The following is a 25,411-nucleotide window of genomic DNA, read 5'->3' on the forward strand; positions in this document are numbered from 1 at the left end:
TGGTTGCTTATAAACAATATGCCTCTCATTCTGCTTATAGCTATACTGAATCCGGCAATGATACTTTTGTTAACATGCTTGTTAATATAAGCCATTAATGTTGCGATTTTGTGAAAAAATCGTATCTTTTCAGCATGATTAAGTGGTCTATTATATTCTTACTGCTAACGCATTTCAGTTTCGGACAAAATCCAGACTACGAAAAATTTGATATTGACAAGTCTGCCAAAGACAGCATAATGTACACTAAACTGAAGGCCAAAATGGGCAAAACTAAAATTGGCCGACAGATATATGGTTTTTTGTTCAGAGATGTGTATAATTCCAACGTACTGAAAAATGAGATTAGTAAATTAGAGGCTAACCCGTTTGCCCAGTATGAAGGCAAGACCATCGGTAAAATCATTATCAGGCAATTAGATATTTTCGGACCAAGTGTAAACGATACCACCCGCAGAGGCAATCGGTTCGAACGCTTTGCAAGCAAGAATTTCCATACCAATACCCGTGAAAAAGTTATCCGTAAATCTTTTCTGTTATTCAAAGAATGGGATAAACTCAGTTCGCAAACCTTAAAAGATACCGAGCGCCTTCTGCGAGCCAACCCTATTATTCACGATGTGCGTATTTTAGTAAATGAACGAAAAGAAAGCCCCTGGATAGTGGACATAACCGTTATCATACAAGATGTTTGGTCTATTAACTTTGATGTAGGAGCCAGTAGCCTTAAAGACTTTAAAATAGGTATTGAAGACCGTAATTTTCAGGGTAACGGGCATTCGTTTCTTAATAAGGTAACGTGGCGGAAAGATGACCCTTATCAGGATTTTGGTGCCAGAAGCATCTACACCATTCCATACATTGGCAAAACTTTTATTACCGGACAAATCAGTGCTATTCACGAACGGGATTTGACCCAGTTTTCTGTCAGGGCTTTTCGTCCTTTCCTTACGGTAGATACCAAAGATGCAGGAGCGGTTGAGTTGGGATATTATAAAATCAGAGAATACAAACGGCTCGACTTATTGGGTAAAGAACTGGTGTATCAGACAGGCTATTATTATTCAGACATCTGGTATGGGCATGCCTTTAAACTAAAGGGCGCACGTGCCAGCCAGCGGTTGGTAGTGGCAGGTCGCCGCACAAGTTACGAATATGGCACCCGACCAGAGGTAAGGCCTGATACCAACAAAATTTACTGGAACCGCACTACCATTCTGGGGAGTGTGGGCTATTCAACCCGTTATTACAAACGAGATATTCTTATCTACGGCTTTGGACGTACGGAAGACGTGCCCACAGGTAGTTTAATATCATTTACATTTGGCCGAGAACAAACAGAGTTTGGGGCAAGAAATTATGCAGGGTTACAATATGCCAATGGAACTTATCTGAATAATGATAAAGGCTATCTGTATTATTTGGCCAGTGCAGGCACTTATCTGAAAAAGAAAGAAGCCCAACAAGGAATTTTAAGTCTGCAAAGTTTTTATTTCAGTCCGCTCATGAAATTAGGCAATGCGCAGACCCGTAACTTTATTAATCTGGGCTTTACTTACGGCATCAACCGCGACCCTGTTGACTACCTGAACATAAGTGGGTCAGACGGTATTGTGGGGGTTAATAATAGCTCGCTCATTGGCGACAAACGCTTAACCTTAGGTTTTGAATCGGTTTTGTTTTCTAAGAAAAGCCTCGTTGGGTTTCGTATTGCTTATTTTACTTTTGCTAATTTCGGGCTTGTTAGTTTGCGGAGTGTACCGCTTTTTAACAGTACACTTTATCAGGGATACGGCATCGGTTTAAGAATCAGAAACGAGAATCTTACCTTTAAAACATTCCAGATACGGATAGGCTACTATCCGAATCTTCCTAATACCAATTCTCTTTTCCGGTTTGGCTTTGATAGTATTCAACCCCTACGCTTGCGTGATTTTGATATTTCTGCGCCTACTATTATTCCGCTCCGGTAATTTTTTTTCAATCATTGGAACTATCTTTCATTGACACTTGTATTATATGTACTAACATATATTGTTAGTGTATAATAAACCTCATTAGTTATTTACGAAAATATGTCGATTGAAAAAGACATAAAACAACAAAAACCCTTTAAGAGTCCTTATCAGAAATTGGTAGTAAACATACTTTTTACCAATAACTGGATGAACAGCGACCACATGAATATTCTGAAACCGTTTGATTTGACGGCACAGCAATACAATGTGTTGCGTATCTTAAGAGGGCAATATCCCAATCCGATTACGGTGAACGGAATCATCGAGCGGATGTTGGATAAGATGTCAAATGCGTCTCGTCTTGTTGACAAATTATTAACCAAGGATTTGGCTTCGAGATGCGATAACAAAGATGACAGACGGGCATGCGATGTAAGAATTACGCAGAAGGGGCTGGATGTGCTGAAAGAAATTGATGTATTACAGGAAAACTGGGAAACATCTTTTTCTAACCTGACACCCGAAGAAGCAGAGAGTTTAAGCAACCTGCTTGACAAGCTCCGAGGCAGTAATTAATGGATTTTTCCAGATTAGGTTAGGTAGGTTTTAATAATCTATGTAATCTATTGACTATAAAGAGTTTTTTTTATTTTAGTTATTAATGCGTAAACCAAATTATCAAAACCAATGAAAATTTTTAAAAGTTTATTTACAGTAGCAATCGCAGGATTAGTAAGTGTTTCAGCAATGGCTGATAATGGCAAAAAGGCTCCACAAAGTTTAAAAGTTGATACCAAAGCAAGTACTTTCAACTGGCTTGGTAAAAAAATTACAGGTGAGCATAATGGTACAATTGATATTAAAACCGGAAATCTGATTGTAGAGGGAGATAAATTGACAGGTGGTGATTTTGTGATTGATATTAACAGTATCAAGGTATTAGATGTGAAAGATGAAGGATACAATGCCAAATTAGTTGGTCACCTGAAAGCACCGGATTTCTTTGATGCAGCCAAATACCCGACAGCTACATTCAAAATTACCAAAGCTACGCCTAAAGGCGGTACCAATTATGACATTGCGGGTAATCTTACCATCAATGGCGTAACGCAACCTATTTCGTTCCCTGCCACTGTCAACATCAATAAAAACGGTTCGGCAAGTGCAACGGCCAAATTTGAAGTTGACCGCACCAAATTCGGCAGCAAATATGCGTCTAAATCATTTTTTGATACCATTGGCGACAAAGCCATTTATGACAACTTTACAGTAGAAGTTAAATTGGCTGCTGGTAAAACCGGAGTTTAAGCTACCGTAAATTATACAAATAGCCTTTTTCTAAAAAGCCGCAGATGAATATTTCATCTGTGGCTTTTTTATTTTAGCTTTACGCCCATGATTTCAAGCAAAATTTTCTTGAAATCGTCCAAATTATCTTCAACAATTAAAACAAAATCGATAATGGCCTATAATGAACCGATGCTAAGAGCAGGTGCTTTAGAAGGAAAAACCTTTGTGGTAACAGGGGGTGGAACCGGACTTGGCAAATCAATGACCAAATATTTTCTTGAATTAGGTGCAAATGTGGTAATTACCAGTAGAAAATTACAGGTATTGGAAGAAACCGCCCATGAACTCACGCAGGAAACAGGTGGCAAAATAGTACCCATTGCCTGCGATGTGAGGGATTATGGCGCCATTGAAGCCATGAAAGACAAAACTATTGCCGAATTTGGCAAAGTTGATGGCTTGCTGAACAATGCCGCAGGGAACTTCATCTCCCCTACCGAACGCCTCTCGCATCGTGCTATTGATACAGTGGTTGATATTGTATTAAAAGGCAGTTATTACTGTACCTTGGCTTTTGGTAAACACTGGATTGAGCAAAAACAGAAAGCTACTGTACTGAGCATTGTAACTACCTACTCATGGACAGGTTCTGCATTTGTGGTACCTTCAGCAATGGCTAAATCGGGGGTTTTGGCTATGACACGTAGCCTGGCTGTTGAATGGGCAAAATATGGTATCCGTTTCAATGCCATTGCGCCGGGGCCATTCCCGACTAAAGGTGCGTGGGATAGGTTATTTCCGGTTGATGCCTTCCCAGAACACTTGCGAGAGCGATTCTCTGAATTTGGCAATGTCCCCTTGAAACGGGTAGGTGAACATCAGGAATTAGCCAATTTAGCCGCTTATCTGCTATCAGATTTTTCTTCTTATATCAATGGTGAGGTGGTTACCATTGATGGTGGCGAATGGCTGAATGGTGCCGGAGAGTTTAATCATCTGAATGCTATTCCCAATGAAATGTGGGATGTGATACAGGCAGTTATCAAGAGCAATACCAAAGCCAAAAAGGAATAATCAGCAAACTATCCTCCTTTGAAAAACTCCTTTATTTTCTGGCAACGATGGCTTTTTTACAGCAGTCTGCTTATTGCATTAATGGGAATTTTGTTTGCTTCGAAGACCGATTTGCCGTTTTTTAAGTATTATGACCACGCCATCGCCAGAATTTTCTGGCAGACAAACGTGATTCCTGCCAATGTGAAAGATTTCCGGCAATTTGTGGCGGGGCCTTTAGGTGGCTCTATTGCCTGTTGCTATTTATTACTCGCCTATATGGCCTGGTACCCGTTTCAGCGGAAAGAAAAATGGGCAAGAAATGCCATTATAGTGGCTTTTACAGTCTGGTGTATCATTGACTCTTATATCTGTTTTATGTTTGAGGTTTATTTTCAGATTTATGTCATTAATGCCTTATCAGTTTTGCAAAAAGCCTTACCCATTATTTTCACATGGAAAGCATTTAAAGACTGAATCGTCCATAAATCTCTACTTATACGTGCGGAGATTCTGCCCCAAATGGTTTAAAAAAGGGTTTCAGGCATGTATTTTTCGATATAGGAATAGTTTTTTTAGTAGTTATAGTAACAGAGTTAATTACTCAGATATGTTGAAATTAACAGATTAAAACTATGGGAATAGTACAGAATAGGCAGAGAGACATTAAGAATGTATATCAGCCGGATAGTAAAAATAAAGCCGCCAGAGATACCTCTTCGGGTAACAGAGATGAGCGGCCTGATTCGAGAGATATAAAAGATGAGGTTGAAAAACCAAAATCAACCGATAATGATTAAACATCGAAAGATGGATAAAGATTTCTTCTATTTGTGATGGAACACCACTTCTTCTCATTCGTGTGTTTCATCACATTTTTTGTTTATTCTTTCCTTTCGCTCATAATTCTCCGCTTTCTTCAAAAGATTATCCCATCGATTTCGTTATAGAAAGGCCTCTATAAGGCTGATTTTATTTTTAACCAGGCACTCTCATTCTTCCAAAAAAGAACTTTTACAGGGTCTGTAATCCAATAAATTTAATAACTTTGTCATTACAATCACCGAACACTATGAAAATCAAATTTTTCAGGTATTTTCTTGTATCAATTACCCTAACAGTATTTGTATGGTCGTGCGATAAAGCACCTACAGAACCAATTCCACAACCTGTTGTCTTAGTAAAAGCCACTTTGGTACACGAATATACCAAAGAACAGCTATTAGCTTCACTTGGCTCACAGGCATCCGACTTCGCTTTATTTATACGTGGCGGTGTGAAACAATATAAAATCATTTATAAAACCAAAAACACCGATGGTACCGAAATTCAGGCTTCGGGTGCACTGGTAATTCCGTCAATTCCTAATCTTACCACCCCCCTGCCATTAGCCAGTTATCAGCACGGCACCATTTTTTCAGATAGTGAGGCTCCATCTTATTTCAATGCTAATGGCGAAGGCACGCTTGCTTCAGTACTGGCAACCCTTGGTTATATAGTCTCAGCACCTGACTATATCGGTTATGGCAATACCAACAACCTGCCGCATACCTACGAACACCGCGAGGGTTTAGCCACTGCCAGTTTAGATATGCTGCGAGCCGTAAAAGAGTTTATTATACAAGAGAATGTCAGTTGGAATAAAAATGTGTATCTAGGTGGTTATTCTGAGGGCGGTTTTGCTACCTTAGCCCTACAAAAGAAAATAGAAGAAGAAGCCCCAACCGAATTTACGCTGAAAGCCTCCAGTTGTGGTGCAGGCGCCTATAACAAAACCCTGAGTTTTAAAACCATTGCCAGCGAGGGTTCATCAGGCGACCCTACCCACAATGCTTCTTATATCTGGGTAATACTTACTTATGATAGGGCTTATAAACTCAATCGAGATATGACAAGCTATTTTAAAGAACCTTACGCAAGTCAGATTCAGAAAGACAAACAGAATGTAAGAATACAGGGCAGCTTCAATACCCTTATTTCAGATGCCATTAAACAAAGCTTGGCTAATGACTCAGATGCTGCATTGACTAATGCGGTAAAAGATAACGATATTTTTGACTGGAAACCCAAAACGCCTACCATGCTGACTCACGGTACGGCAGATACCTATGTACCGTCTTTCAATACGCAAACAGCTTATGATGCGATGGCAAAACGAGGTGCTACCAATGTAAGACTGAATCTTGTAACCAATGGCACGCACGGTTCTACTATTCAAAGATATTTATTAGATACCATTTCTTTTTTTGCTACCAATCAATAATTCATATTTAAACATCAATTAAACCGTTTCCTGACATGGCTAACTTAAAAAAAGGACTTGTTCACACCGTATTTTTCTGGTTAAAAGATAAAAACAACGAAGCCGACCATAAGGCATTGCACGAAGGTTTGTTGGAGCTATCAAAGATTGATTTGATTCAGACAGCTTATGTAGGTACGCCTGCTAATACCAACCGTGCCGTTATTGATTTTACCTATCAGTTTTCTATCACTTTTATTTTTGATACGCCCGAACAACAAGCCGATTATCAGACACACCCCGACCATCTCGCTTTTGTAGCTAAATGCTCACATTTGTGGGAAAGAGTTCAGGTTTATGATGCTGAAAGCTAAGAAACGGTTTTTAACAAACTGCTTTTCAGACATTCGCATTTTAAACCAGGTTATACTAAACATGAAAAAATTCTTCGTCCCACTATTTTTATTCGTTAGTATTACTTCTTTTTCACAGAATTTATCCTTTGAAGCCAAAGGAATTATTGCTATTTCTGATGCCGATATGGCGGCATCTGCCTTTGCAGATGGAAAACTATACAAAGAAAAAGGAGCCAAAGACGCTTTTACTACCATCAAACTGCCTTTAGAGAAGTCGTATGATGAAGTAAAAAGTGCGATTGTATCCAATTCGGCAGCCAATCATACCAAGGCTATGGTGGTTTCAAATACACATCATCTGGCTTATGTAGTTGATACCAGAGGCATGGTGGCTGACAATGTATCTGAACTGACCAACCTCAACAGAGAACTACCCGCAGGCGGATTTATAACAGTAGTAGATATAGCCGATATAGCGCACCCGAAAGTATTGTATAAGTTTCCGACAGGCAAAAACCCTATCGGCATAGACATAAGCCCGAAAGGAGAATACCTCGTGCTTTGTACAGAAGAAGAAGGCAAAGAATTACAGGTACTGGAATTAGACCCGGCAGGCAAGCCCATCCGCATTATTCACCGTCCGCAGAATTTACCGGCCGGAAAAATTTCAGACGTAAGCTGGCACCCTAACGATAATTTCATTGCCTTTACCTTTGATGAAACCAAAGAAGTAGGATTATTGAAAACCACCCGTGACGGACCAACAAACAAAATTATCAGATTGGAATTGCAAGGCAAGCCTGTAAAAATAGGCACCTCGCCGGGGGCAGGTCAGTTTACACCTGATGGTAAATTTTATATAATCCCTGATTTAAAACAGGGAGAAGAAGGAACCGACGGCGAAATATTTGTGATAAAGTTTAACCTTGATGGCGCTTCAGACCATTCGCCATTAAGCAGAATTAAAGTAGGACAGAATCCTGAAGGATTTGCCATAAGTCCTGATGGTAGCCTGATTGTAGTAGCCAATATCAAAAAGACTTACTACGCCTGGGAAAGTGCCGACCTGACCCGAAAGGCGTCTTTAAGCCTGCTCAGACTGACACCTGATGGCAGCCTTTTACCTCATGGCGAATATGAATTTGAAGGGATTCTTCCTAAAAGCCTTTCTTTCGACCAGAGCGGTAAAAATCTGGCGGTATCTGTGTATGATTACTTTAGTTATGGCAAACACTTCGGTGGCGTTGAATTCTGGAAAGTAACACAGGGTGATAAACCCAGTTTACAAAAACAGGACTTTAAACTATTCCTGCCAAGAGGCTGCCATTCAATCAGAGTGATTAAGTGATTTAGTGAATGAGCGATTGAGTGATTAAAATTGATTGTTACAATACAGTTAACTCTCTTTTCATTAGCATAATTTTTTAATCACTCATTCACTAAATCAATCAATTACTAATTCTCCTATTCAACCCCTATCATATTCAACTCAAATTAACTTATGAAACGTAGAAATTTCCTTAAAAACTCTTTTTCAATGGCCGGAATGGTGGGGGTATCTTCCCTCCCGTTTGCCAATAAACTCGATATTTTTTCAGACCATCGTACAATTGCAGGGCAGAATAACTTCAAAATCAAATATGCACCTCACTTTGGCATGTTTAAAAACTCTGCCGGAGAAGACCTGATGGACCAGTTGAAGTTTATGGCAGAAGTGGGCTTTACTGCATTAGAAGACAATGGCATGATGGGACGTACCCCCGAAATGCAAACCAAAATTGGTGAAACCATGACCAAATTAGGTATGGCAATGGGCGTATTTGTGGTTGATAAAGGAGGAAATGGTGCCAATACTTTAGCCGCAGGGAAAAAAGAGCACGTGGATATTTTTCTGAATGGCTGTAAACGTGCCATTGAGGTAGCCAAACGCTGTAATGCCAAATTTGTTACTGTAGTTCCGGGGGATTTTGACCGTAATTTACCTATTGGTATCCAGACCGGAAATGTAATTGATGCACTAAGAAGAGGCGCAGAAATATTAGAGCCACACGGAATAGTAATGGTGTTGGAACCTTTAAGCGATACCCCGAACCTGTTTCTGAGAACATCAGACCAGACTTACGAGATATGCCGTGCCGTAAACAGCCCTTCATGTAAGATTCTGTATGATATATATCACCTGCAAAAGAATGAAGGTCATGTTATCCCACACATTGACTGGGCATGGAATGAAATAGGCTATTTTCAGATTGGGGATAATCCGGGCAGAAAAGAACCTACTACCGGAGAAATCAATTACAAGAATATTTTTAAGCATGTCTATAAAAAAGGCATGGCCGAAAACAAAACCTTTATCTGGGGTATGGAACACGGCAATGCCCGACCGGGTAAAGAAGGCGAACAGGCACTGATAAAGGCTTATATTGAATCGGATAGTTTTGAGGTGTAAAACATTATCGACTGGCCTATGATTTTCCTGAAATTAAATCATAGGTCAGCTATACTTATGACTACTCATAATTGCCCCTGTAAAAATCCCCCATTCTCGTACCTGAATTATGACACAGTTGAATTGGGTATTGATGAAACTAATGGACGCTTTGCAGAAGTAAGCATTCAGAACTGTAAGCATTGCCAAACTATATGGCTGCATTATTTTGTTGAGATAGAAGGATTTTCGGGCAATATTAAGTGGTTTAAGGCAATCATAGACGATACTGTATTAGATAGCTTAACTGTAGAGAATGCACTTGAGCATATTGAAAGAGCAGCATGGTATTTTTACGGAGGTTCGTATTATGGCTCAGGTATTTCAGTAGGTAGTGGCAAAATAAATGTTGATTGATAAGGATTCGTGTTAAATATCAATGAGTCAAAACATTAAGAATAAAATAGAAGCCGACGGTTTTGCCGTCGTAAACGAAGTTTTCAGCGAAAGCGAAATTGATACACTGCTAAAAACTATTGCGGACATTGATATTTCAAAACCTACCTTCCGCAAAACAAATGATTTATTTGCTATCAGACAGTTTCTGAAAGAAGTACCGGAAACAATTGTTATTATCTTTAATAAAACCCTGATAGCACTCATCAATTCTATTTTCGGAGAAAACTATTTTGTAGTTAAATCTATCTATTTTGATAAACCGGAAGATTCTAACTGGTTTGTAGCCTATCACCAGGACCTTACTATTTCTGTTGATAAAAAACTGGATATCGATGGCTTTGGTCCGTGGACAGTGAAGCATCAGCAATTTGCCGTGCAACCTCCTCTTTCAATTTTACAGGATAATTTCACTATCAGAATCCATTTAGATGATACCGACGAAGGAAACGGTGCATTGAAAGTAATTCCTCAATCACACTTGAAAGGCATATACCGACCTGAAACGATTGACTGGAATATGGAAAAAGAAGTTACCTGTCCGGTTCAAAAAGGTGGAATCATGTTTATGAAACCACTTCTGCTTCATGCCTCTAACCGTACAAGTAACCACCGCAAAAGACGTGTAATACATATTGAATTCAGCAGAATCACTTTACCTGCCAACCTGCAATGGTCAGAAGCATTACAGGCTGAAACCACATTAAATTAATTGCTACCTACACCAAACCCAACTCCTTAATTGTTGCCAGTACCCCATTTTCATTATTTGAGTATTTGGTGATATAACTGGAGGCTTCTATAATTTTCGGGTGTGCATTTTTCATGGCGTAACTGTATTTGCCTGCGCCCATCATTTCCATGTCATTCAGGTAATCACCGAAAACCATCGTTTCATCAAAAGAAATCCCGAATTTTTCCTGCATTTTCCTGATGGCCGTACCCTTGTTGGCTCCCCAATCGCTTATATCAAGCCATAGTTTTCCGGCTACTGCTACTTTATACTTTTTTTCAAATTGTTTATAATGCAGGTAGCTATTGGTTTCTGAATTATTGAAATCACAAATAGTTATCTTCAGTACTGTATCTTCAACTTTGGTTAAATCGTGTACGATTTCCATTCGTTTAAAGTACTTTCCAACTTCTTTCAGAAAACGCTCGTCTGTACTCTCTACATAAGCCGAGTTTTTGGCACTTACCGTTACGTAAGCTCCTTCTATCTTGCGGCCAATTTCTATAAATTTATCGGCTGATACTTTGTCCAGTGAATCAATATGCACCTGTTCATTGCGATAAACCACATAAGACCCATTATCTGCAATAAAAATCAGATTATCTTTGATACGGTCAAATCTATCAACTAAATTATAATATTGTCGGCCGCTGGCAATAGCAAACCTGATTCCTTTTTCAGCCAATTTGGGTTCCAGTTCCCAGAATTCTTCATTCAGTTGCCCCTGATTATCAAGAAGCGTCCCATCCATATCGCATACAATCAATTTAATCATGCTGTAGTTGTTTTTTTGAAGCGGCAAAGATAGGAAGAATTGAGTGATTGTCTTGAACTTTGATTTAGCTGATTTTATGATTTATATGATTCTTAAAAGTAGCTATTAGCTAATGATAAATTATTCTGAATAATCAGATTAATCCGGTAAAATGGTACGCCGTCACGGCAAAGTTCAAGACATTTTTTGTATCTTTGTTTAAATTACACTAAACTATAAATACACATGGCAAAGAATAAAACTACTGAAACTACTGTAAAAGTTGAAGATTTTCTGAATCAGATTGAGGACGAAAACAAAAGAAAAGACGGCTTCCGATTGCTTGAAATCATACAGGAACAAACAGGAATGGAAGGAAAAATGTGGGGGCCAAGCATTATTGGTTTTGGCTCGTATCATTATAAATATGCCAGCGGCCACGAAGGCGATGCACCAGTAGTAGGTTTCTCGCCCCGCAAAGATGCCATTAGCCTTTATCTGGGCTTAGACCCTGAGACACGAGAAGCTACCTTACAAAGGTTTGGTAAGCATAAAGCCGCCAAAAGCTGTATTTATGTCAAAAAACTGACTGATATTAATCTTGATGTACTGAAAGAAATGATTGACGAGACAGTAAAAACTACGCTTTCGTCTGATTTTGTGCCTGTTAGTTCATGAAAAATTTAATGATTAGACCCATTACCGAGGGAGACATTCTCCCTCATGATTTATTATTGTCGGCCGACCCCTCGGAAGAGGCTATTGAACAATATCTCCCCTATTCTACGCTTTATCTGGCACATCTTAACGATTTGCCTGTGGCTGAGTATGTGCTTTATCCGCATAATACAGAGGATATTGAAATAAAAAATATTGCCGTGGATGATGCTTTTCAGGGTCGGGGAATTGGCAAGGCGCTGTTAGAAGATGCCGTTCAAAGAGCCATTGATGACGGATACAAATGTCTGCTTATTGGCACTTCAAATGCCAGTGTCGGACAGTTATACCTTTATCAGCGACAAGGTTTTGAGATTTCGTCTATAAAAATGAATTTCTTTACTGATAATTACCCAACACCCCTCTACGAAAACGGCATACAGTGTCGCCACATGCTTATGCTGACCAAAGTATTGAAACCATGACCGCCATTCATTTCACTATCAGCGAGGTAAAACCAGAAGAACACGACCAATTACTGGACATCTGGGAATCGTCAGTAAGAGCCACCCATCATTTTCTGAAAGAAGAAAACATTCTGTTTTTTAAGCAGACCATTCACGAACATAAGTATTTTGAAATGGTTGAATTGGCTTGCGTAAAAGATACCAACGATCAGATTTTAGGTTTCTTAGGTACCAATGCCGACAGCCTCGAAATGCTATTTGTACATGCCGATGCCATTGGCAAAGGCGTAGGTAAAGCCTTACTGAGTTATGCCTTGAATACCCTGAAAGTAACCAAAGTTGATGTAAACGAACAAAATACTCAGGCCGTTGGCTTCTATCTGCATCACGGATTTAAGACTGTCAGCCGTTCTGAATTAGATGGGACTGGTAAGCCATTTCCTATTTTGCATATGGAGTTGGGGTGAAGAATATTTTATATCATTTCCCCTATCGGTTTAATCTCCCAATCAGTTCCTCTAAGCCTTGTCGCCATAGAGGATAATCATCTTCATTTTCTGACCACAGCTCGTTTAGTTCTGAGTTTTCGCATAAAACGCTATGCAAGGCTTGTATTGCTTTTTCACGAAGGTCTGATAAATCTACCTCTGGGTGTCTATCTGCAAAAGTATCAACGGAATAAGTATCATTTCTGCCAATAGGCGTAAAGATAGTTCCGTTTATTTGTCGGTCAATGTAAGTAGCTGACACAATTATAGCGCACCCTTCCTCAACGCCTAAATATTCAACATCAATCGGAATATCTAAAGCATAATTAATCGTTTCCTTTGGATTTCCTTCTCTTTCAAGCTCATCTACGAAGTCTAATGCGCAATCATCTTCAAAGTAACCTGTTCCCCAAGCTCCCATAAAATTTGTGTGTTTTAGTTTAAAAATTTTATAATTTTAATTTATCAACATGTCCACAATATAAAGATTTTCAGAGGTAAAAACAAAGAATATTTCAGCAATTTTGTAGAGACGTATTGCGATACGTCTCCTGTCAGCGAATCTGTTTTTTAAATGATTAATGGTATAAATTGACTGATAATCTCAAAATTATCCACCAAAATGTATTCAAAAATTAGACAGGCCAATTGAGACGTATTGCAATACGACTCCTGTCAGCGAATCTGTTTTTTAAATGATTAATGGTATAAATTGATTAATAATTTCAAAATTATTCACCAAATCTATTCAAAAAATTAGACAGGCCCACGGAGACGTATCGCAATACGTCTCTACGACACGAATAATATTTTGCTGCATATTTCTACAAATTTTTATTAATTTCGATACTATCATTTATCCCTCACCTATATTTGATGACTGAATTATTTGATAATAAATACCGTGTGCCATCAGTTCGTTTGCAGTCGTGGAATTATGCCAATGAAGGTTTTTATTTTGTTACTATCTGCACGAAAGATAGAACCTGCTATTTTGGTGATGTTATTGGGTCAAAATTTATTCCTAACGGAATGGGCAAAATCGCTTTTGAGGAATGGCATAAAACCATCGAATTGCGACCTGATATGAATATCGAATTAGCTGAATTTGTAGTGATGCCTAACCATATACACGGAATTTTGATTATTGGTAGGAATGAATTTAATCAATCCTATAATTTTAGTTTTAAAAGTCAGTTTAAATCTCCGGCTAAAGATTTGGCTTCTATCATCCGTGGCTATAAAACAGCCGTTACCACCTATGCCCGAAAGAATAACATAAAATTCGATTGGCAGGAAAGATTCTACGAACATATCATCCGTTCAGAAGAAGATTACCAAAAAATTGCTAACTATATTATCAACAACCCTGCAAAATGGGAAGAAGACCTTTTGTACAGCATTTAGAAACTATAAATTGTAGTCCTCAGTCCCCAACAAAAAAAGCGAAGAGTCACCCTCTCCGCTTCTCATATCTACTTCTATCACTAATTACTTAGGGTCTAAACCGTTTTCAATACGTTTTAATACGTCTTGCAAATGGTATTTGCTCATTTTGTCGGTAGTTAAAGGTAAAGCGGCCTTAATTTCCGTTTTCAATGATTCTAAATGTGCTCTGGTGATTGATGGTAAGTCGGTTTTTTTCAAATCAACTACACGGGTATCGTATCCGTAAGTTACTCCCGGAGGAATTGACAATACAGTAGTAGTAGTAGGTGTCAACAAAGTAATTAATTTCTCTGTAAACACTTTTTGCAAATTACGACGATATACATCAATTGCCTTTTTGGTTTTCAATTCAGCCCAGATACCACCACGCAAGTCAGTCATTAAATCATCCAGATTATAGTTAGCAGGGTTAGTACCACCTGTTTCCATCAATCTCACCGCACGGTCGCCCGCTAAAAGGTTATTCAATGTAGCCTCTTGAATAGATTTCACAGCCTCAACACCTGTTTCGATGTTGATTTTATTCAATACATTCTGGTCAAGCAACCAGGTTGGTGTAGCAAATACCTGACGATTCAGGAAGGCAACAGCCTCTTTTTGTGTAGCTTTTGGTACTACTGTAAACACGCCACCTTCCATATCATAGGTTTTAGGGTCATCATAGATACCACCTACGTTTTTGGTAACGTGACCAATATATCGGCGGAATTGTCCGGCTACGTTTCCATATAATTCGGCTAATTCTTTGTAAAACTCACCGTCTTCCTTGCTCCATTCAGTCAGGTTAGGCAATATTTTCTGTAAGTTTTTGATACCATATTCAGAAGCCTTCATGGCATTATCGCTCAAATCTTCTGTCTGGTAACGAGGGTCGTAAGGGCTGATTTCAGTACCGAAACGCTTGCGTGGGTCTTTATAAGCCTCTTTTGTCCATTCGTTCAGTGTTTTCTTTTCTTCTTTGGCATCTTTTGCATCAGCAAAGTATGAGTAACCCCATTTGATAGCCCAGTTATCATAATCACCAATACGAGGGAAGAAATCGGTTACCCCGTCTTCCGGTTGTGCTACATAGTTGAAACGGGCGTAGTCCATGATAGAAGACGTATGTCCGTTTTGTGCCACCCAGTTTTTATCACGTAGTTTTTCTACCGGAGTAGCCGAACTTGCACCCATATTGTGGCGTAAACCTAAAGTATGACCTACCTCATGTGATGATACGAAACGGATTAACTCGCCCATTAATTCATCACTGAAGTTTTTGTTTCTTGAACGAGTGTCAGCAGCGGCAGTCTGAATCATGTACCAGTTGCGTAACAAACGCATAACATTATGGTACCAGCCAATATGACTTTCTAAAATCTCACCACTGCGAGGGTCGTGTACGTTAGGGCCATAAGCATTCTGAATATCGGCAGCAAAATAACGGATAGCCGAGAAACGGGCATCTTCCAGACTAAGGCTATCGCTTTCTTTCATATATTCGCCACGAATAGCATTTTTCCAACCTGCTTTTTCAAAAGCTGCCTGCCAGTCATCAACACCTAATTTAAGGTATTTCTGCCATTTCACAGGCGTTGCAGGGTCTATATAATAGATAATTGGTTTCTTAGGCTCAATAGCTTCACCACGTTTCTGACGTTCTGCATCTTCTTTGCTCTTAGGCTCTAATCTCCATCTTACAGCAAATACATCCTGGTCTGATTTCTGAGATTCTTCACCAAAAACCGAATACTGGTTAGCAAAGTATCCCACACGTTGGTCGAAGAAACGTTTACGCATAGGTACTTTTGGCAACAATATCATAGAAGTATTAAATTCCATGGTTACTACCCCGGCATCACGAGAAGCAGGTAAATACTGCCCGATTTGTGGAATGGGAGTTAAAGTAACCATTGGTGGGGTTACACTGAAGGTCTTTACTGTACGAATCTCGGTATTGATGGGATACGAACGGATGTGTTGAATATACGAACGATCAGCTTGTAAAGCAGCTATTTTCAGGAATTGTTTGTTCACAGGGTCAAGCGAGAAAACCTGATTGTCGCCTTTGAAGAAATCTGTTACTTCAATTACTGATACAGTATCTTTTTTCAAGGCTTTGATATCAAACGAACCAATGATTGGGTCAGCACTTGAATTTCTTACTGCCTGAAAAATAGGCTTGGTACTATCGGCAGAAGTCATGATAATTGAGATTGAACGCAGGAAAATTTTGTTATCCGGCCCTTTCTCCCATCTTATCATCTGACGATTTACTTCTTCACCACCAAAAATACCACCACCGGCAGCAGTTTTAGAATAACGTGTAACTGTCATAATATCACGCCCCAACAGGGTGTCGGCAATTTCGAAGAAATACTTCTCGTCAATTTTATGAACAGTAATTAATCCTTTGCTGGTTTTTGCTTTGTCTGTGATTACCTCTTTGTAAGGTTTCGGGCCTGTTTTGGGTGCTTCAGCAGGTTTGGCAGCGGTTGTAGGCGGAGGGGTAGTTTTTACTGGTTCTTCAGGTTTTTTTTTGTCGTCTTTCTTTTGAGCATATCCCGTAAGGGTCATTCCCAAAAGTACACAGGGAATTAGTGATAGGCGTAATAATTTCATAATTAAAATTTAATAGTTTGATGAAAAAACTTCGTAAAAGTAAGGTAAACAGTAGAATACTTGTTAGTTTATTGATGAATTAATTTGTAATTGAGACCAAACCACAAATTTCTACTTTTTATTGGCTGGGGACATCACCTAATTTGGGGGATATACACAAAATAGTAGTTCAAAAAACTTCTTCTCTTGTAACAATCTCCGTACGCAATCGTCTATGCTAATAGAACTACGAAATGGCGTCTAAAAATGGCTTTTAAAAAAATAAATACATTTTTTAAAATTATTTGTAACCTTTTGTTTTTCCTCAAGTAATCATTGTCAGAAACCTAAAACGAAAAAGCTTTTATATGACTGATGAGGCAGCTATGCAATTTGTAGCCGGTGGCGACCTGGACAAAGCTGCGATTTTGTACGAACGCTACAAACGCCCATTATACAATTTTTATTTAAGGTTTGGTGTAGAGCGAGACTCCAGTCAGGACTTAACGCAACAGGTTTTCTACCGTATCATTCATTACAGAAGCAGTTTCAGAGAAGGATACGAATTCAGAACGTGGATTTACCGGATAGCCCGAAATATTTACCACGATTACCTGAAAGACCATTCGCACAACCATAAAGATTTACACGAAAACATTGAATTAGCAGAAGAAGAAAATTATGATGATGAGCAATACCTTTTAATTCAGAAAGCCTTAAAAAAACTACCACAGGAGTATCAGGAAGTACTGACCATGAGTAGATATGATGAACTGAAATATGAAGAAATAGCCGACATACTTAATATTTCGGTGTCGTTAGTCAAAGTCAGAGTACATCGTGGGTTAAAACAGTTAAAAGAAGAATATTTAAAACTTAATTAGTAATCCGGAATGATATGGGGACGCCCAGTCTCCGGGATATTGAAGAGCGAAAGTTAAATAAGTAAAACTCAATTAATAAAACAGGAGGATTGTGGTTATGGAACAATTATTTGCCGATTATTTAGAAGATAAACTAAACGCCAGACAAAGAACAGAATTAGAAACTTTACTGGCTAATGACGAAGCATTGAGAGATGAATTTGAGGATTTGAAGGCTTTTTATGCCGATATGCAAAAACCCGCAGAACTTGACCCGACAGCGACCTTAGATTTAGGCTTCTATATGATGCTCGAAAAAGAAAAAGGGGCTGAACAGAAAAAGAAGGCAAAAGAGCAGAAGAGCCAAATGAGGGTAAGCTGGATTAACTCCCCTATTTTGAAATATGCGGCAGGAATAGTATTACTTTTAGGCATCTTCTGGATAGGTAGAAAAACATCAGATAAGGATTTAAATGATTTATCGGAAATCGCAAAGATTAAGAACGATGTTGAAGAAACCAAGCAGTTAGTCATGCTATCCATGCTTAAGCGAGAATCAGCTTCTGAAAGAATCCAGGCAGTAAATTATAGTTATGACATTAATAAGCCCGACGATGAAGTATTAAAAGCATTGATAAAAACAATGAATACTGATGAGAATATCAATGTAAGAACATCAGCGGCAGAGGCACTATCACATTTCGGAAATGAAAAAATAGCAAGAGATGCGCTGATTCAGACATTGCTGACACAAAAAGAACCAACCTTGCAGATTACCGTGATTGATATACTTGCAAATCTGGGCGATAAGAGAGCCGTAAAACCCATGCAGAAGCTATTACAGAATACAGACACAGAAGAAGTTGTTAAACGCAAAGCTATGGAGAGTGTAAAGGTCTTGAGTTTGTAATCCTAAGCCTGACTACAACCCTTTGATAACATCATTTGGAAACATTTTTCCATCGACTCATCACAAATGAGTTTCCACCAACGAGATTACCAATAGTTTTGAGGAGAGTTGCAAGCAGTTAGCCCAGTATCAAAAATATTTTTTTTACTAAAAACTGCAACGTTCGGGAACTGACCGGAGACTCTTTAAAAAGGCTATCACATTTTAAACTATAATTATGAAAAAGCTATTACTACTAACCTTACTCCTGGGAGTAAACGGAATCTTATTGGCTCAAAAAAGCAAAATTACCGGATTTGTACTTGATTCAACAGCTAACAAACCTGTTGAGTTTGCCACGGTCTCACTCCTGAAAGACAGTAAACCTGTAGAAGGTACTACTGCTGACGACAGAGGAAAATTTACCTTGACAAAGGCAAGTCAGGGCGTTTATCAAATCAAAATTACATTTGTTGGCTTCAAAGACAAACTCATTGATAATGTCAGCGTAACTGACGGAGACCTTGATTTAGGTGTCATTAAGATTTCGCAATCAGTACAACAATTGCAGGAGGTAACAGTAGTAGAGCAAAAAGCCTTATTTGAAGAAAGACCCGACAAGCTGGTGTATAATGCCGAAAAAGACATCACTATCAAGGGTGGGAATGCAGGCGATGTATTAAGAAAAATTCCTTCAATAGCAGTTGACCTCGACGGAAACGTAGAATTAAGAGGAAGTTCTAATATCAAGGTTCTGATTAATAACAAACCTTCAAACCTGATGGCTCGCAGCATTGCCGATGTATTGAAGCAGATTCCGGCCGATGATATTAAGCAGATAGAAGTGATTACCTCACCATCGGCTAAATACGATGCCGAAGGTACAGCAGGTATCATCAATATTATTACCAAGAAGAATAGCATACAGGGTGTTAACGGAAATGCTGATTTATCACTTGGTAGATGGAACGACCGATTGAATGGTTCTTTGAATTATCGTAGAAAATCTATCGGATTTTCGGCCAGAGGAGGCTTCAACCGCTGGCGCAACCAGGGTAGCAACGAAACCAATCGTATTACCAATGTTGAGGGTATTTCAAGTGCTTTGTTACAAACTACCTCTTTCAGAGGAAACGGAGAAAATGGCTATGGCACTATCACAGCCGATTGGGATATTGACTCATTAAACCGTATGAGTGCAAGCCTGAACCTCTACGATGGTAAAAACGGCATGTATTTCGATTATCTGAACGATTACTCCACACAAGGCATCACCAACCTTTTCTTTACCCGTAACCTGTATCGTATTTACGACTGGGACGGAAATACTTTAAACCTTGATTATACCAGAACTTTTAAAAAGCCAAGAAGAGAATTTAATGTACTGACCATGTTTTCGAAAGAAGGGGAAGACAGTTTTTACACGCTCGACCAGGCCAACGAAAGCAACGTAATTAATTACCGGGAGAAAAGCACTAATTACAGTGCCAATTATGAAGGAACTGTTCAGGTAGATTTTACCAACCCTTTAGACAGTGTAAGCATAATGGAAGTAGGTGTGAAATCGATTTTCCGCAATGTAAAAAGCGATTATCAGGTGGCCAATGCCGTTGATGGCTCTACCAATTTTGTCGATGTTCCGGCATTAGCCAATGTGTTTGAATATGCCCAACAGGTTGCCAGCACTTACCTGACTTATTCACGCACTTCAAAAAACAAATGGGGTATCAATGCCGGATTGAGATATGAACACACGTTTATTCAGGCTGAGTTTTTGGCAGGTACAGTTCCGTTCTCAAATAATTACGGCAACCTGATTCCGAATGTAAGTTTATCAAGAAATCTGCCTAAAAATCAGAAGTTGAAACTGAGTTATACGCAACGTATCCAACGCCCGATGTTATGGTTTCTGAATCCGTACGTCAATGCCAGTGAGCCTCTGATGACTTATTCAGGAAACCCTTATCTGAAACCGGAATTGACCCATAGTGCCGAAATCAATTATAATGTATATATCAAAGAGTCGTCAATTAATACCTCGCTTTTCATGCGTCAGACCAACAATGCCATTGAGCGTATCAGAACTTTTGATGCAGAAGGGGTAGCGTCTATAAATTTTCAGAACATTGCCCAGAACACGTCTTATGGTATGTCGATAAGCGGTAACACGAAAATTAAAAAGAAATTTACAGCCAACGGAGCCATTAATGTGTATTACAACATTCTGAATAGCCCTGCTTTACAGGCCAAAAACGAAAACTGGATGTACCGTATCAATATGAACTCAAGCTATGATTTTGGCAAAGGCTTTAAAGCACAGTTCTTTGGTTTCTTTAACTCACCACGTGTGATGTTGCAAGGAAAAATCAGTGGCTTTGCTTACTACAACATTGCTTTCCAGAAAGAAATCATGAAGAAAAAAGCAACCATAGGCTTAGGTTTCGACAATTTCCTTGCCCCATATTTTACACAGAAAATGGAGTTTTCGGGACCAACTTTTACACAAACAGGTAAATCAAGATATTATAACCAGGGCTGGAGAGTCAGTTTCTCTTATCAGTTCGGAAAAATGAGCAGTCAGCCACAACGTCAGAAGAAAAGCATTAGCAATGACGACAAAAAAGGCGGAGATAACTAAAAGGGTGATGTTTCTGCCCGATAGTATCTGCAACAGGCCTCATTTTTACTAATCAATCCCGTCAACCAGTAAGCACTTAATTTAAAATATAATACATAAACCAATAAAAAACATGAAAAAAGTAGTTGTAATTGTTTTAGCGTGCATGGCCTATGCAGCGTCTTTCGGGCAGACCAAGCCTTATAAAGTGGCATTCAGTGGACAAGGAAAAAAAGTACAGGTAGTTATTCAGCAGGCATCTATCAATATTCAGGGTGTTGATGGTAACGAAGTTACGATTGAACAAACCGGAGAAAACCGCAAAGAATTGCCTAAAGAAGCCGAAGGCCTAAGATTGGTTACAGGTGGCGTAGTGGATAACACGGGGGTTGGTGCCAGTGCCGAAGTAGAAGGGAATGTTCTGAAAATTATGATTCCGAAAAACCGCTACACAGGTGTATTAACTATTAAAATTCCTAAATCTCTTGATTTAACCGTAATTGAAAGCCAGAACTGGAACGAGCAAAAAATCATCATCAGCGATATTGCCGGAGAAATTGAATTGAAAACCAATAATTCAAGAGCTTATCTGAATGATATTACAGGCCCATTGGTAGCTAATACCGGACATGGAAAGATTTTTGTTACCTACTCAAAACTTTCACAAAGTTCACCAAGCTCTATCAGTGCGTCAGGGGCTATTGACATTACTTTACCGACTGATGCCAAAGCTAATCTGAAAGTTCGCAGCTATTATGGCGACTTGTTTACCGACTGGGACATTGCAGCTACCAAAAAAGAAAATAAAAGTGTAGCCAGTTCGGGCACCAAAACCATTACAGGACAAGGAGAATCAGCAGCAGAGCCGGGTATGGCCAAAGCAAAAGTTTATACCCGAAGCGATGATAATTCTGACGAAAGAGACATCTTTAAAAGAGACCAGTTTGTATATGTAGCTGCTACAGGTAAAGGTGGTGATGCCTTTGAAGGTACTATCAACGGCGGTGGCGTGGTAATTGACCTGAAATCGAGCAATGGTAATATCTATATAAGAAAGAAAAAATAAGGGATGTTTCACCTCATCCCAACCCTTCCGCGCGGCGTCCGCTCCTGGAGGAGAAGGGCTTGAAGTCTCCCTCTCCTTTTTCAGGAGAGGGAGATTTAGAGCGGTCGCCGCGCGGGGTGAGGAAAAATTATGAAACTTTTACACCACATCCTTACTTGATTATGAAAAAACTATTGACTTTACTACTCTTATGCGTTGGGTGGCAAATAACCTTCAGTCAAAACCAGATGAGGTTTGCTACCCCTCTCAAGAGTACCTCCCGACAGGCTATTGTCTTAATAGAGCGCAACAATATCAATATACAGGGCTACGAAGGTAATGAAATCAGAATTGAGATTAATGAGCCTATCAAACCTCCGAAACAAGCCGATGGGCTGACACGAGTAACCATTAAAGGTTTTGAAGACAATACGCAATTAGGTATCAATATTTCACAAGAAGATACCACCTTGCTTATACGTGATATATGTAATTGCTATAATGGCACCTATACCATTTACCTGCCTAATAAACTCAACCTGACACTCTATGAAAACTATCCGCAACACGGGCAGCGCTGGGCAGTAAAAGACATGACAGGTAGCTTTGAAGCCAGTAGTGAGTTCGGGCATATCTATTTACAGAATCTGACAGGGAATATTAAGGCCTATAGTCGTCATGGCTCTGTCAATGCTTATTTAATTCAGGCAAGCAGTATTTATCTGTCCTGCCTTTATGGGAAAGTGTTTTTAGAAGTACCTGCCACCGTAAAAGCTGACTTAAAAATAAAAGTTTCAGAGTGGAACGATGTATTTACAGATTTTCAGTTACCTGTGTATGAAAACAAACAGAATATTCTGACTGCGGCATTGAATGGCGGTGGTATGCCCATTGAATTGAAATCAGAACATGGGAATATTTATCTGCGGAAGAAGAAATAACTGTAAATTATTGGCATTTGATGCAACATACTTCATCTCATAAGTGTCTTTTATGTAGTAGTTTATCATATCAATTCTACCAATAATTAAAAAAAGAGATTTATAAGTACCTGTTTATAAACAGGATATTGATTAGGAGGCTAATGATAAAGTTTAATCTAATTTCAGGTAAACCAAGCATTGGTCTCGTACTGGTCGACCCCACTCAGGGCAAGTGTTTCGGTAATATGATGGGTAATGGGTGGGTTCGGCTTTTTGAAGAAGCTATTAACATGAAGAGTATGTAAGGTTAATGAAACGATTTTAATCATACAATTTAGTTTAGGGAGTATAAGGGCGAGACTTTGTCTTGCCCTCATCTTTTATGGCTATACCAGATTGGTTTTAATAAGTTTAATAGCAATTGCTAGTAATATCATCCCAAATACTTTTCTCAGAATATCTGCCCCAGTTTGCCCCAGTTTATTTTCAATCCATACCGAGCTTCGTAAAACCAGATAGACAATCAGGAGATTCAGCAAAATACCAACAATAATATTTTCCTGCTGATAAGCAGCTTTTAGAGAGATAATGGTGGTCATGGTACCCGCACCGGCAATAATCGGAAAAGCCAGCGGCACAATAGAGGTAGCCTTGCTCGAAGAGGTTTCATGTTTGAAGATATTTCTGCCCAGAATCATTTCCATGCCTATCAGAAAGATAATGATGGCACCTGCTACGGCAAACGACTTTACGTCCACGCCAAACAGGTTCAGAATACTGATACCTAAAAACAGATATACAATCATGAGCGAACCTGCCACCATAGTAGCTTGCTCGGCATGAATATCTCCGGCTTTTTTTCTTAAATCTATAATTACCGGAATAGACCCGAGAATATCAATGACAGAAAATAAAATAATGGTAACAGAAATAATTTCCTTAAAACTAAAGTTCATTCGAATAGTATATTTAGTGAATGAGTGAGTTAGCGATTGAGTGATTAATCTTGAATGAGGAATTAGAGGATGAAAGGTAATCTATAATTGGTTTATTCGCTAATTCGCGATTTTACAAATCACTCATTCACCGCGCGACGGCCGCTAAATTACTCAATGATTATACAAGACATGTCTTCAATGCCTCAAATTCCCAATCTTCAATAGCCGGGAAATTGGCTATACGAAAGGTGGTTTCTTTCCAGTTGCCGTAACCATTGCCCAATGTTATTCCGGCTTCTTTGGCTTTTTGTTTAATATCTTTAATGGCCTCACTTACTCCTTCAATGGCAATCACAGTATCAGACCTCACTGATTCATTGTCAATCAAGAGTTTCCAGATGGTTTTTTCTTCGATAAACCGACAAAAATCCAGATTTCTTGCTTTCAGTTTTGCACTGATTACATCAATATCAGCCACTTGTTCCATTACTCTTTTGAGCAGATAAATAGCCAATACGTTGGGTGTATAAGGTGTCTGAAATTTTTCAAAGTTTTCGTGAATAAACAAAAAACTGTTATAATGCTTCCTCTCTCCTACCGTACGGGCATGTTGCAAAGCTCTTGGTGAGCAAACCATTACACCTAATCCTGCCGGTAAACCCAAGCATTTCTGCACTGATGCCAGCCATATATCACCTTTTGTCCAGTTTAATTCAATACCTCCGATAGAAGAAGTAACATCAAAAGCAATTAAGGCATCTTCTGCCATTGGTATCTGATTTACATCTACCTGTGTGGCATTAGAGGTTTCGTTTTGGGTGATACACAATATATCATACTTGGATGTATCTGTTTCTAAAATGGGAATAGTATCTTCATAATCAAAGGAGATATCAAAGGCACTATCGCCTGCCATTTTCCGGTTATAATCAAACCATTTCTGCCCGAAAGCCCCGTTATAAATATGTAAACTCCCTTTAGCAGTAAAAGACTGTGCGACGATTTCCCAACACTCGGTAGCGGATGAGGTAAAATAAACCTGATAATCGGTTGGGATATTGAGTTTTTGTTTAAACAGGCTGATACACTCTTTGAGCATATCCATAAATGCCTGACTTCTATGATTCTGGCTAAGAATACCCTCCTTTACTGCATCTTGCAAATATTCGGCTACCTGAGGATAAATTTTTGACGGGCCGGGATAAAAGGTAATCATACGTTATCA

Annotated in this window: 27 protein-coding genes; 21 read left to right on the forward strand and 6 right to left on the reverse strand. The window is 39.1% G+C overall.

Translation table 11 applies throughout. From position 1 onward, the window contains the following. The first annotated feature begins 110 nt into the window (after positions 1–110). The 12 genes from EWM59_RS10135 (at position 111) to EWM59_RS10185 (ending at position 10,495) form a co-directional block, all read left to right on the forward strand. On the forward strand, positions 111–1,973 hold the full coding sequence (locus EWM59_RS10135; RefSeq protein WP_229239329.1) for a BamA/TamA family outer membrane protein: 1,863 nt from the start codon (positions 111–113) through the stop codon (positions 1,971–1,973). Positions 1,974–2,075: 102 nt separating this feature from the next. Further along, a complete protein-coding gene (locus EWM59_RS10140; protein ID WP_130020854.1) occupies positions 2,076–2,534 on the forward strand; it encodes a MarR family winged helix-turn-helix transcriptional regulator in 459 nt (152 codons plus the stop codon). 111 nt (positions 2,535–2,645) lie between these two features. Next, positions 2,646–3,266, forward strand: a complete 621-nt coding sequence (locus EWM59_RS10145) for a YceI family protein (protein WP_130020855.1) — start codon at positions 2,646–2,648, stop codon at positions 3,264–3,266. Positions 3,267–3,419: 153 nt separating this feature from the next. Continuing rightward, complete coding sequence (locus EWM59_RS10150; RefSeq protein ID WP_130020856.1) at positions 3,420–4,322, forward strand: SDR family oxidoreductase; 903 nt, start codon at positions 3,420–3,422, stop codon at positions 4,320–4,322. An 18-nt stretch (positions 4,323–4,340) separates the two neighbouring features. Further along, positions 4,341–4,778 (forward strand): hypothetical protein, encoded by a 438-nt coding sequence (locus EWM59_RS10155; RefSeq protein WP_130020857.1) that lies wholly within the window; start codon positions 4,341–4,343, stop codon positions 4,776–4,778. Positions 4,779–4,936: 158 nt separating this feature from the next. Next, on the forward strand, positions 4,937–5,101 hold the full coding sequence (locus EWM59_RS27600; RefSeq protein ID WP_165372151.1) for a hypothetical protein: 165 nt from the start codon (positions 4,937–4,939) through the stop codon (positions 5,099–5,101). 272 nt (positions 5,102–5,373) lie between these two features. Then, positions 5,374–6,564, forward strand: a complete 1,191-nt coding sequence (locus tag EWM59_RS10160) for an alpha/beta hydrolase family protein (protein WP_130020858.1) — start codon at positions 5,374–5,376, stop codon at positions 6,562–6,564. Positions 6,565–6,599: 35 nt separating this feature from the next. Next, positions 6,600–6,917, forward strand: coding sequence for a Dabb family protein (locus EWM59_RS10165; protein ID WP_130020859.1), 318 nt, complete (start codon positions 6,600–6,602; stop codon positions 6,915–6,917). Positions 6,918–6,978: 61 nt separating this feature from the next. Continuing rightward, on the forward strand, positions 6,979–8,247 hold the full coding sequence (locus EWM59_RS10170) for a YncE family protein (RefSeq protein ID WP_130020860.1): 1,269 nt from the start codon (positions 6,979–6,981) through the stop codon (positions 8,245–8,247). 153 nt (positions 8,248–8,400) lie between these two features. After that, a complete protein-coding gene (locus EWM59_RS10175) occupies positions 8,401–9,348 on the forward strand; it encodes a hydroxypyruvate isomerase family protein (protein WP_130020861.1) in 948 nt (315 codons plus the stop codon). A 57-nt stretch (positions 9,349–9,405) separates the two neighbouring features. Next, positions 9,406–9,744 (forward strand): hypothetical protein, encoded by a 339-nt coding sequence (locus EWM59_RS10180; RefSeq protein WP_130020862.1) that lies wholly within the window; start codon positions 9,406–9,408, stop codon positions 9,742–9,744. 22 nt (positions 9,745–9,766) lie between these two features. Beyond that, complete coding sequence (locus EWM59_RS10185; RefSeq protein WP_130020863.1) at positions 9,767–10,495, forward strand: phytanoyl-CoA dioxygenase family protein; 729 nt, start codon at positions 9,767–9,769, stop codon at positions 10,493–10,495. A 7-nt stretch (positions 10,496–10,502) separates the two neighbouring features. On the opposite strand, the gene EWM59_RS10190 is transcribed toward EWM59_RS10185, so the two are convergent. Beyond that, positions 10,503–11,291, reverse strand: coding sequence for an HAD family hydrolase (locus EWM59_RS10190; RefSeq protein WP_130020864.1), 789 nt, complete (start codon positions 11,289–11,291; stop codon positions 10,503–10,505). 225 nt (positions 11,292–11,516) lie between these two features. Here EWM59_RS10190 and EWM59_RS10195 point away from each other — a divergent pair, with 225 nt between their 5' ends. Genes EWM59_RS10195 through EWM59_RS10205 form a run of 3 tightly spaced genes read left to right on the forward strand, consistent with a single transcriptional unit; the run spans position 11,517 to position 12,861 of the window. Further along, positions 11,517–11,948: a DUF1801 domain-containing protein gene (locus tag EWM59_RS10195; protein ID WP_130020865.1), complete on the forward strand. Its 432-nt coding sequence runs from the start codon at positions 11,517–11,519 to the stop codon at positions 11,946–11,948. Beyond that, a complete protein-coding gene (locus tag EWM59_RS10200) occupies positions 11,945–12,412 on the forward strand; it encodes a GNAT family N-acetyltransferase (RefSeq protein ID WP_130020866.1) in 468 nt (155 codons plus the stop codon). The genes EWM59_RS10195 and EWM59_RS10200 overlap by 4 nt, the downstream gene beginning before the upstream one ends. Further along, the gene (locus EWM59_RS10205; RefSeq protein ID WP_229239330.1) at positions 12,370–12,861 is read left to right on the forward strand and encodes a GNAT family N-acetyltransferase; all 492 of its coding nucleotides are present in this window, start codon (positions 12,370–12,372) and stop codon (positions 12,859–12,861) included. The genes EWM59_RS10200 and EWM59_RS10205 overlap by 43 nt, the downstream gene beginning before the upstream one ends. A gap of 22 nt (positions 12,862–12,883) precedes the next feature. Here the strand turns inward: EWM59_RS10205 and EWM59_RS10210 are convergent, their stop codons facing one another. Continuing rightward, positions 12,884–13,303, reverse strand: a complete 420-nt coding sequence (locus tag EWM59_RS10210; protein ID WP_130020867.1) for a DUF4259 domain-containing protein — start codon at positions 13,301–13,303, stop codon at positions 12,884–12,886. Between the two features lie 455 nt (positions 13,304–13,758). Between EWM59_RS10210 and EWM59_RS10215 the strand changes: the two genes are divergently transcribed. Continuing rightward, on the forward strand, positions 13,759–14,289 hold the full coding sequence (locus EWM59_RS10215) for a transposase (protein WP_130020868.1): 531 nt from the start codon (positions 13,759–13,761) through the stop codon (positions 14,287–14,289). 84 nt (positions 14,290–14,373) lie between these two features. On the opposite strand, the gene EWM59_RS10220 is transcribed toward EWM59_RS10215, so the two are convergent. After that, complete coding sequence (locus EWM59_RS10220) at positions 14,374–16,932, reverse strand: zinc-dependent metalloprotease (protein WP_130020869.1); 2,559 nt, start codon at positions 16,930–16,932, stop codon at positions 14,374–14,376. A 347-nt stretch (positions 16,933–17,279) separates the two neighbouring features. On the opposite strand from EWM59_RS10220, the gene EWM59_RS10225 reads away from it, so the two are divergent. The 5 genes from EWM59_RS10225 to EWM59_RS10245 all read left to right on the forward strand — a co-directional run bounded on the left by EWM59_RS10225 (position 17,280) and on the right by EWM59_RS10245 (position 23,266). Then, entirely contained in the window at positions 17,280–17,795 is a 516-nt protein-coding gene (locus tag EWM59_RS10225) for an RNA polymerase sigma factor (RefSeq protein ID WP_130020870.1), read from the forward strand. A 97-nt stretch (positions 17,796–17,892) separates the two neighbouring features. Continuing rightward, positions 17,893–18,684, forward strand: coding sequence for a HEAT repeat domain-containing protein (locus EWM59_RS10230; protein WP_130020871.1), 792 nt, complete (start codon positions 17,893–17,895; stop codon positions 18,682–18,684). A gap of 217 nt (positions 18,685–18,901) precedes the next feature. Further along, positions 18,902–21,301, forward strand: a complete 2,400-nt coding sequence (locus EWM59_RS10235; protein ID WP_130020872.1) for a TonB-dependent receptor — start codon at positions 18,902–18,904, stop codon at positions 21,299–21,301. Positions 21,302–21,413: 112 nt separating this feature from the next. Then, complete coding sequence (locus EWM59_RS10240; RefSeq protein ID WP_130020873.1) at positions 21,414–22,346, forward strand: DUF4097 family beta strand repeat-containing protein; 933 nt, start codon at positions 21,414–21,416, stop codon at positions 22,344–22,346. A 161-nt stretch (positions 22,347–22,507) separates the two neighbouring features. Continuing rightward, positions 22,508–23,266, forward strand: coding sequence for a DUF4097 family beta strand repeat-containing protein (locus EWM59_RS10245; RefSeq protein WP_130020874.1), 759 nt, complete (start codon positions 22,508–22,510; stop codon positions 23,264–23,266). 164 nt (positions 23,267–23,430) lie between these two features. On the opposite strand, the gene EWM59_RS27605 is transcribed toward EWM59_RS10245, so the two are convergent. The 3 genes from EWM59_RS27605 to EWM59_RS10255 all read right to left on the reverse strand — a co-directional run bounded on the left by EWM59_RS27605 (position 23,431) and on the right by EWM59_RS10255 (position 25,402). Next, on the reverse strand, positions 23,431–23,577 hold the full coding sequence (locus tag EWM59_RS27605; RefSeq protein ID WP_165372152.1) for a hypothetical protein: 147 nt from the start codon (positions 23,575–23,577) through the stop codon (positions 23,431–23,433). A gap of 57 nt (positions 23,578–23,634) precedes the next feature. After that, the gene (locus EWM59_RS10250) at positions 23,635–24,204 is read right to left on the reverse strand and encodes a MarC family protein (protein WP_130020875.1); all 570 of its coding nucleotides are present in this window, start codon (positions 24,202–24,204) and stop codon (positions 23,635–23,637) included. A gap of 160 nt (positions 24,205–24,364) precedes the next feature. Continuing rightward, positions 24,365–25,402 carry an aminotransferase class V-fold PLP-dependent enzyme gene (locus tag EWM59_RS10255; protein ID WP_130020876.1) on the reverse strand — a complete coding sequence of 346 codons (1,038 nt, stop codon included), beginning with the start codon at positions 25,400–25,402 and terminating at the stop codon, positions 24,365–24,367. Positions 25,403–25,411: the final 9 nt, after the last annotated feature.

Source organism: Emticicia agri (assembly GCF_004168285.1).
Classification (GTDB): Bacteria; Bacteroidota; Bacteroidia; order Cytophagales; family Spirosomataceae; genus Emticicia; species Emticicia agri.

What these genes read in the sequence shown, in the direction of transcription:
- EWM59_RS10140 (WP_130020854.1), top strand. Translation starts at nt 2,076, where the DNA reads ATGTCGATTGAAAAAGACATAAAACAACAAAAACCCTTTAAGAGTCCT.
- EWM59_RS10145 (WP_130020855.1), top strand. Translation starts at nt 2,646, where the DNA reads ATGAAAATTTTTAAAAGTTTATTTACAGTAGCAATCGCAGGATTAGTA.
- EWM59_RS10150 (WP_130020856.1), top strand. Translation starts at nt 3,420, where the DNA reads ATGGCCTATAATGAACCGATGCTAAGAGCAGGTGCTTTAGAAGGAAAA.
- EWM59_RS27600 (WP_165372151.1), top strand. Translation starts at nt 4,937, where the DNA reads ATGGGAATAGTACAGAATAGGCAGAGAGACATTAAGAATGTATATCAG.
- EWM59_RS10160 (WP_130020858.1), top strand. Translation starts at nt 5,374, where the DNA reads ATGAAAATCAAATTTTTCAGGTATTTTCTTGTATCAATTACCCTAACA.
- EWM59_RS10165 (WP_130020859.1), top strand. Translation starts at nt 6,600, where the DNA reads ATGGCTAACTTAAAAAAAGGACTTGTTCACACCGTATTTTTCTGGTTA.
- EWM59_RS10170 (WP_130020860.1), top strand. Translation starts at nt 6,979, where the DNA reads ATGAAAAAATTCTTCGTCCCACTATTTTTATTCGTTAGTATTACTTCT.
- EWM59_RS10175 (WP_130020861.1), top strand. Translation starts at nt 8,401, where the DNA reads ATGAAACGTAGAAATTTCCTTAAAAACTCTTTTTCAATGGCCGGAATG.
- EWM59_RS10180 (WP_130020862.1), top strand. Translation starts at nt 9,406, where the DNA reads ATGACTACTCATAATTGCCCCTGTAAAAATCCCCCATTCTCGTACCTG.
- EWM59_RS10185 (WP_130020863.1), top strand. Translation starts at nt 9,767, where the DNA reads ATGAGTCAAAACATTAAGAATAAAATAGAAGCCGACGGTTTTGCCGTC.
- EWM59_RS10190 (WP_130020864.1), bottom strand. Translation starts at nt 11,291, where the DNA reads ATGATTAAATTGATTGTATGCGATATGGATGGGACGCTTCTTGATAAT.
- EWM59_RS10195 (WP_130020865.1), top strand. Translation starts at nt 11,517, where the DNA reads ATGGCAAAGAATAAAACTACTGAAACTACTGTAAAAGTTGAAGATTTT.
- EWM59_RS10200 (WP_130020866.1), top strand. Translation starts at nt 11,945, where the DNA reads ATGAAAAATTTAATGATTAGACCCATTACCGAGGGAGACATTCTCCCT.
- EWM59_RS10210 (WP_130020867.1), bottom strand. Translation starts at nt 13,303, where the DNA reads ATGGGAGCTTGGGGAACAGGTTACTTTGAAGATGATTGCGCATTAGAC.
- EWM59_RS10215 (WP_130020868.1), top strand. Translation starts at nt 13,759, where the DNA reads ATGACTGAATTATTTGATAATAAATACCGTGTGCCATCAGTTCGTTTG.
- EWM59_RS10220 (WP_130020869.1), bottom strand. Translation starts at nt 16,932, where the DNA reads ATGAAATTATTACGCCTATCACTAATTCCCTGTGTACTTTTGGGAATG.
- EWM59_RS10225 (WP_130020870.1), top strand. Translation starts at nt 17,280, where the DNA reads ATGACTGATGAGGCAGCTATGCAATTTGTAGCCGGTGGCGACCTGGAC.
- EWM59_RS10230 (WP_130020871.1), top strand. Translation starts at nt 17,893, where the DNA reads ATGGAACAATTATTTGCCGATTATTTAGAAGATAAACTAAACGCCAGA.
- EWM59_RS10235 (WP_130020872.1), top strand. Translation starts at nt 18,902, where the DNA reads ATGAAAAAGCTATTACTACTAACCTTACTCCTGGGAGTAAACGGAATC.
- EWM59_RS10240 (WP_130020873.1), top strand. Translation starts at nt 21,414, where the DNA reads ATGAAAAAAGTAGTTGTAATTGTTTTAGCGTGCATGGCCTATGCAGCG.
- EWM59_RS10245 (WP_130020874.1), top strand. Translation starts at nt 22,508, where the DNA reads ATGAAAAAACTATTGACTTTACTACTCTTATGCGTTGGGTGGCAAATA.
- EWM59_RS27605 (WP_165372152.1), bottom strand. Translation starts at nt 23,577, where the DNA reads ATGATTAAAATCGTTTCATTAACCTTACATACTCTTCATGTTAATAGC.
- EWM59_RS10250 (WP_130020875.1), bottom strand. Translation starts at nt 24,204, where the DNA reads ATGAACTTTAGTTTTAAGGAAATTATTTCTGTTACCATTATTTTATTT.
- EWM59_RS10255 (WP_130020876.1), bottom strand. Translation starts at nt 25,402, where the DNA reads ATGATTACCTTTTATCCCGGCCCGTCAAAAATTTATCCTCAGGTAGCC.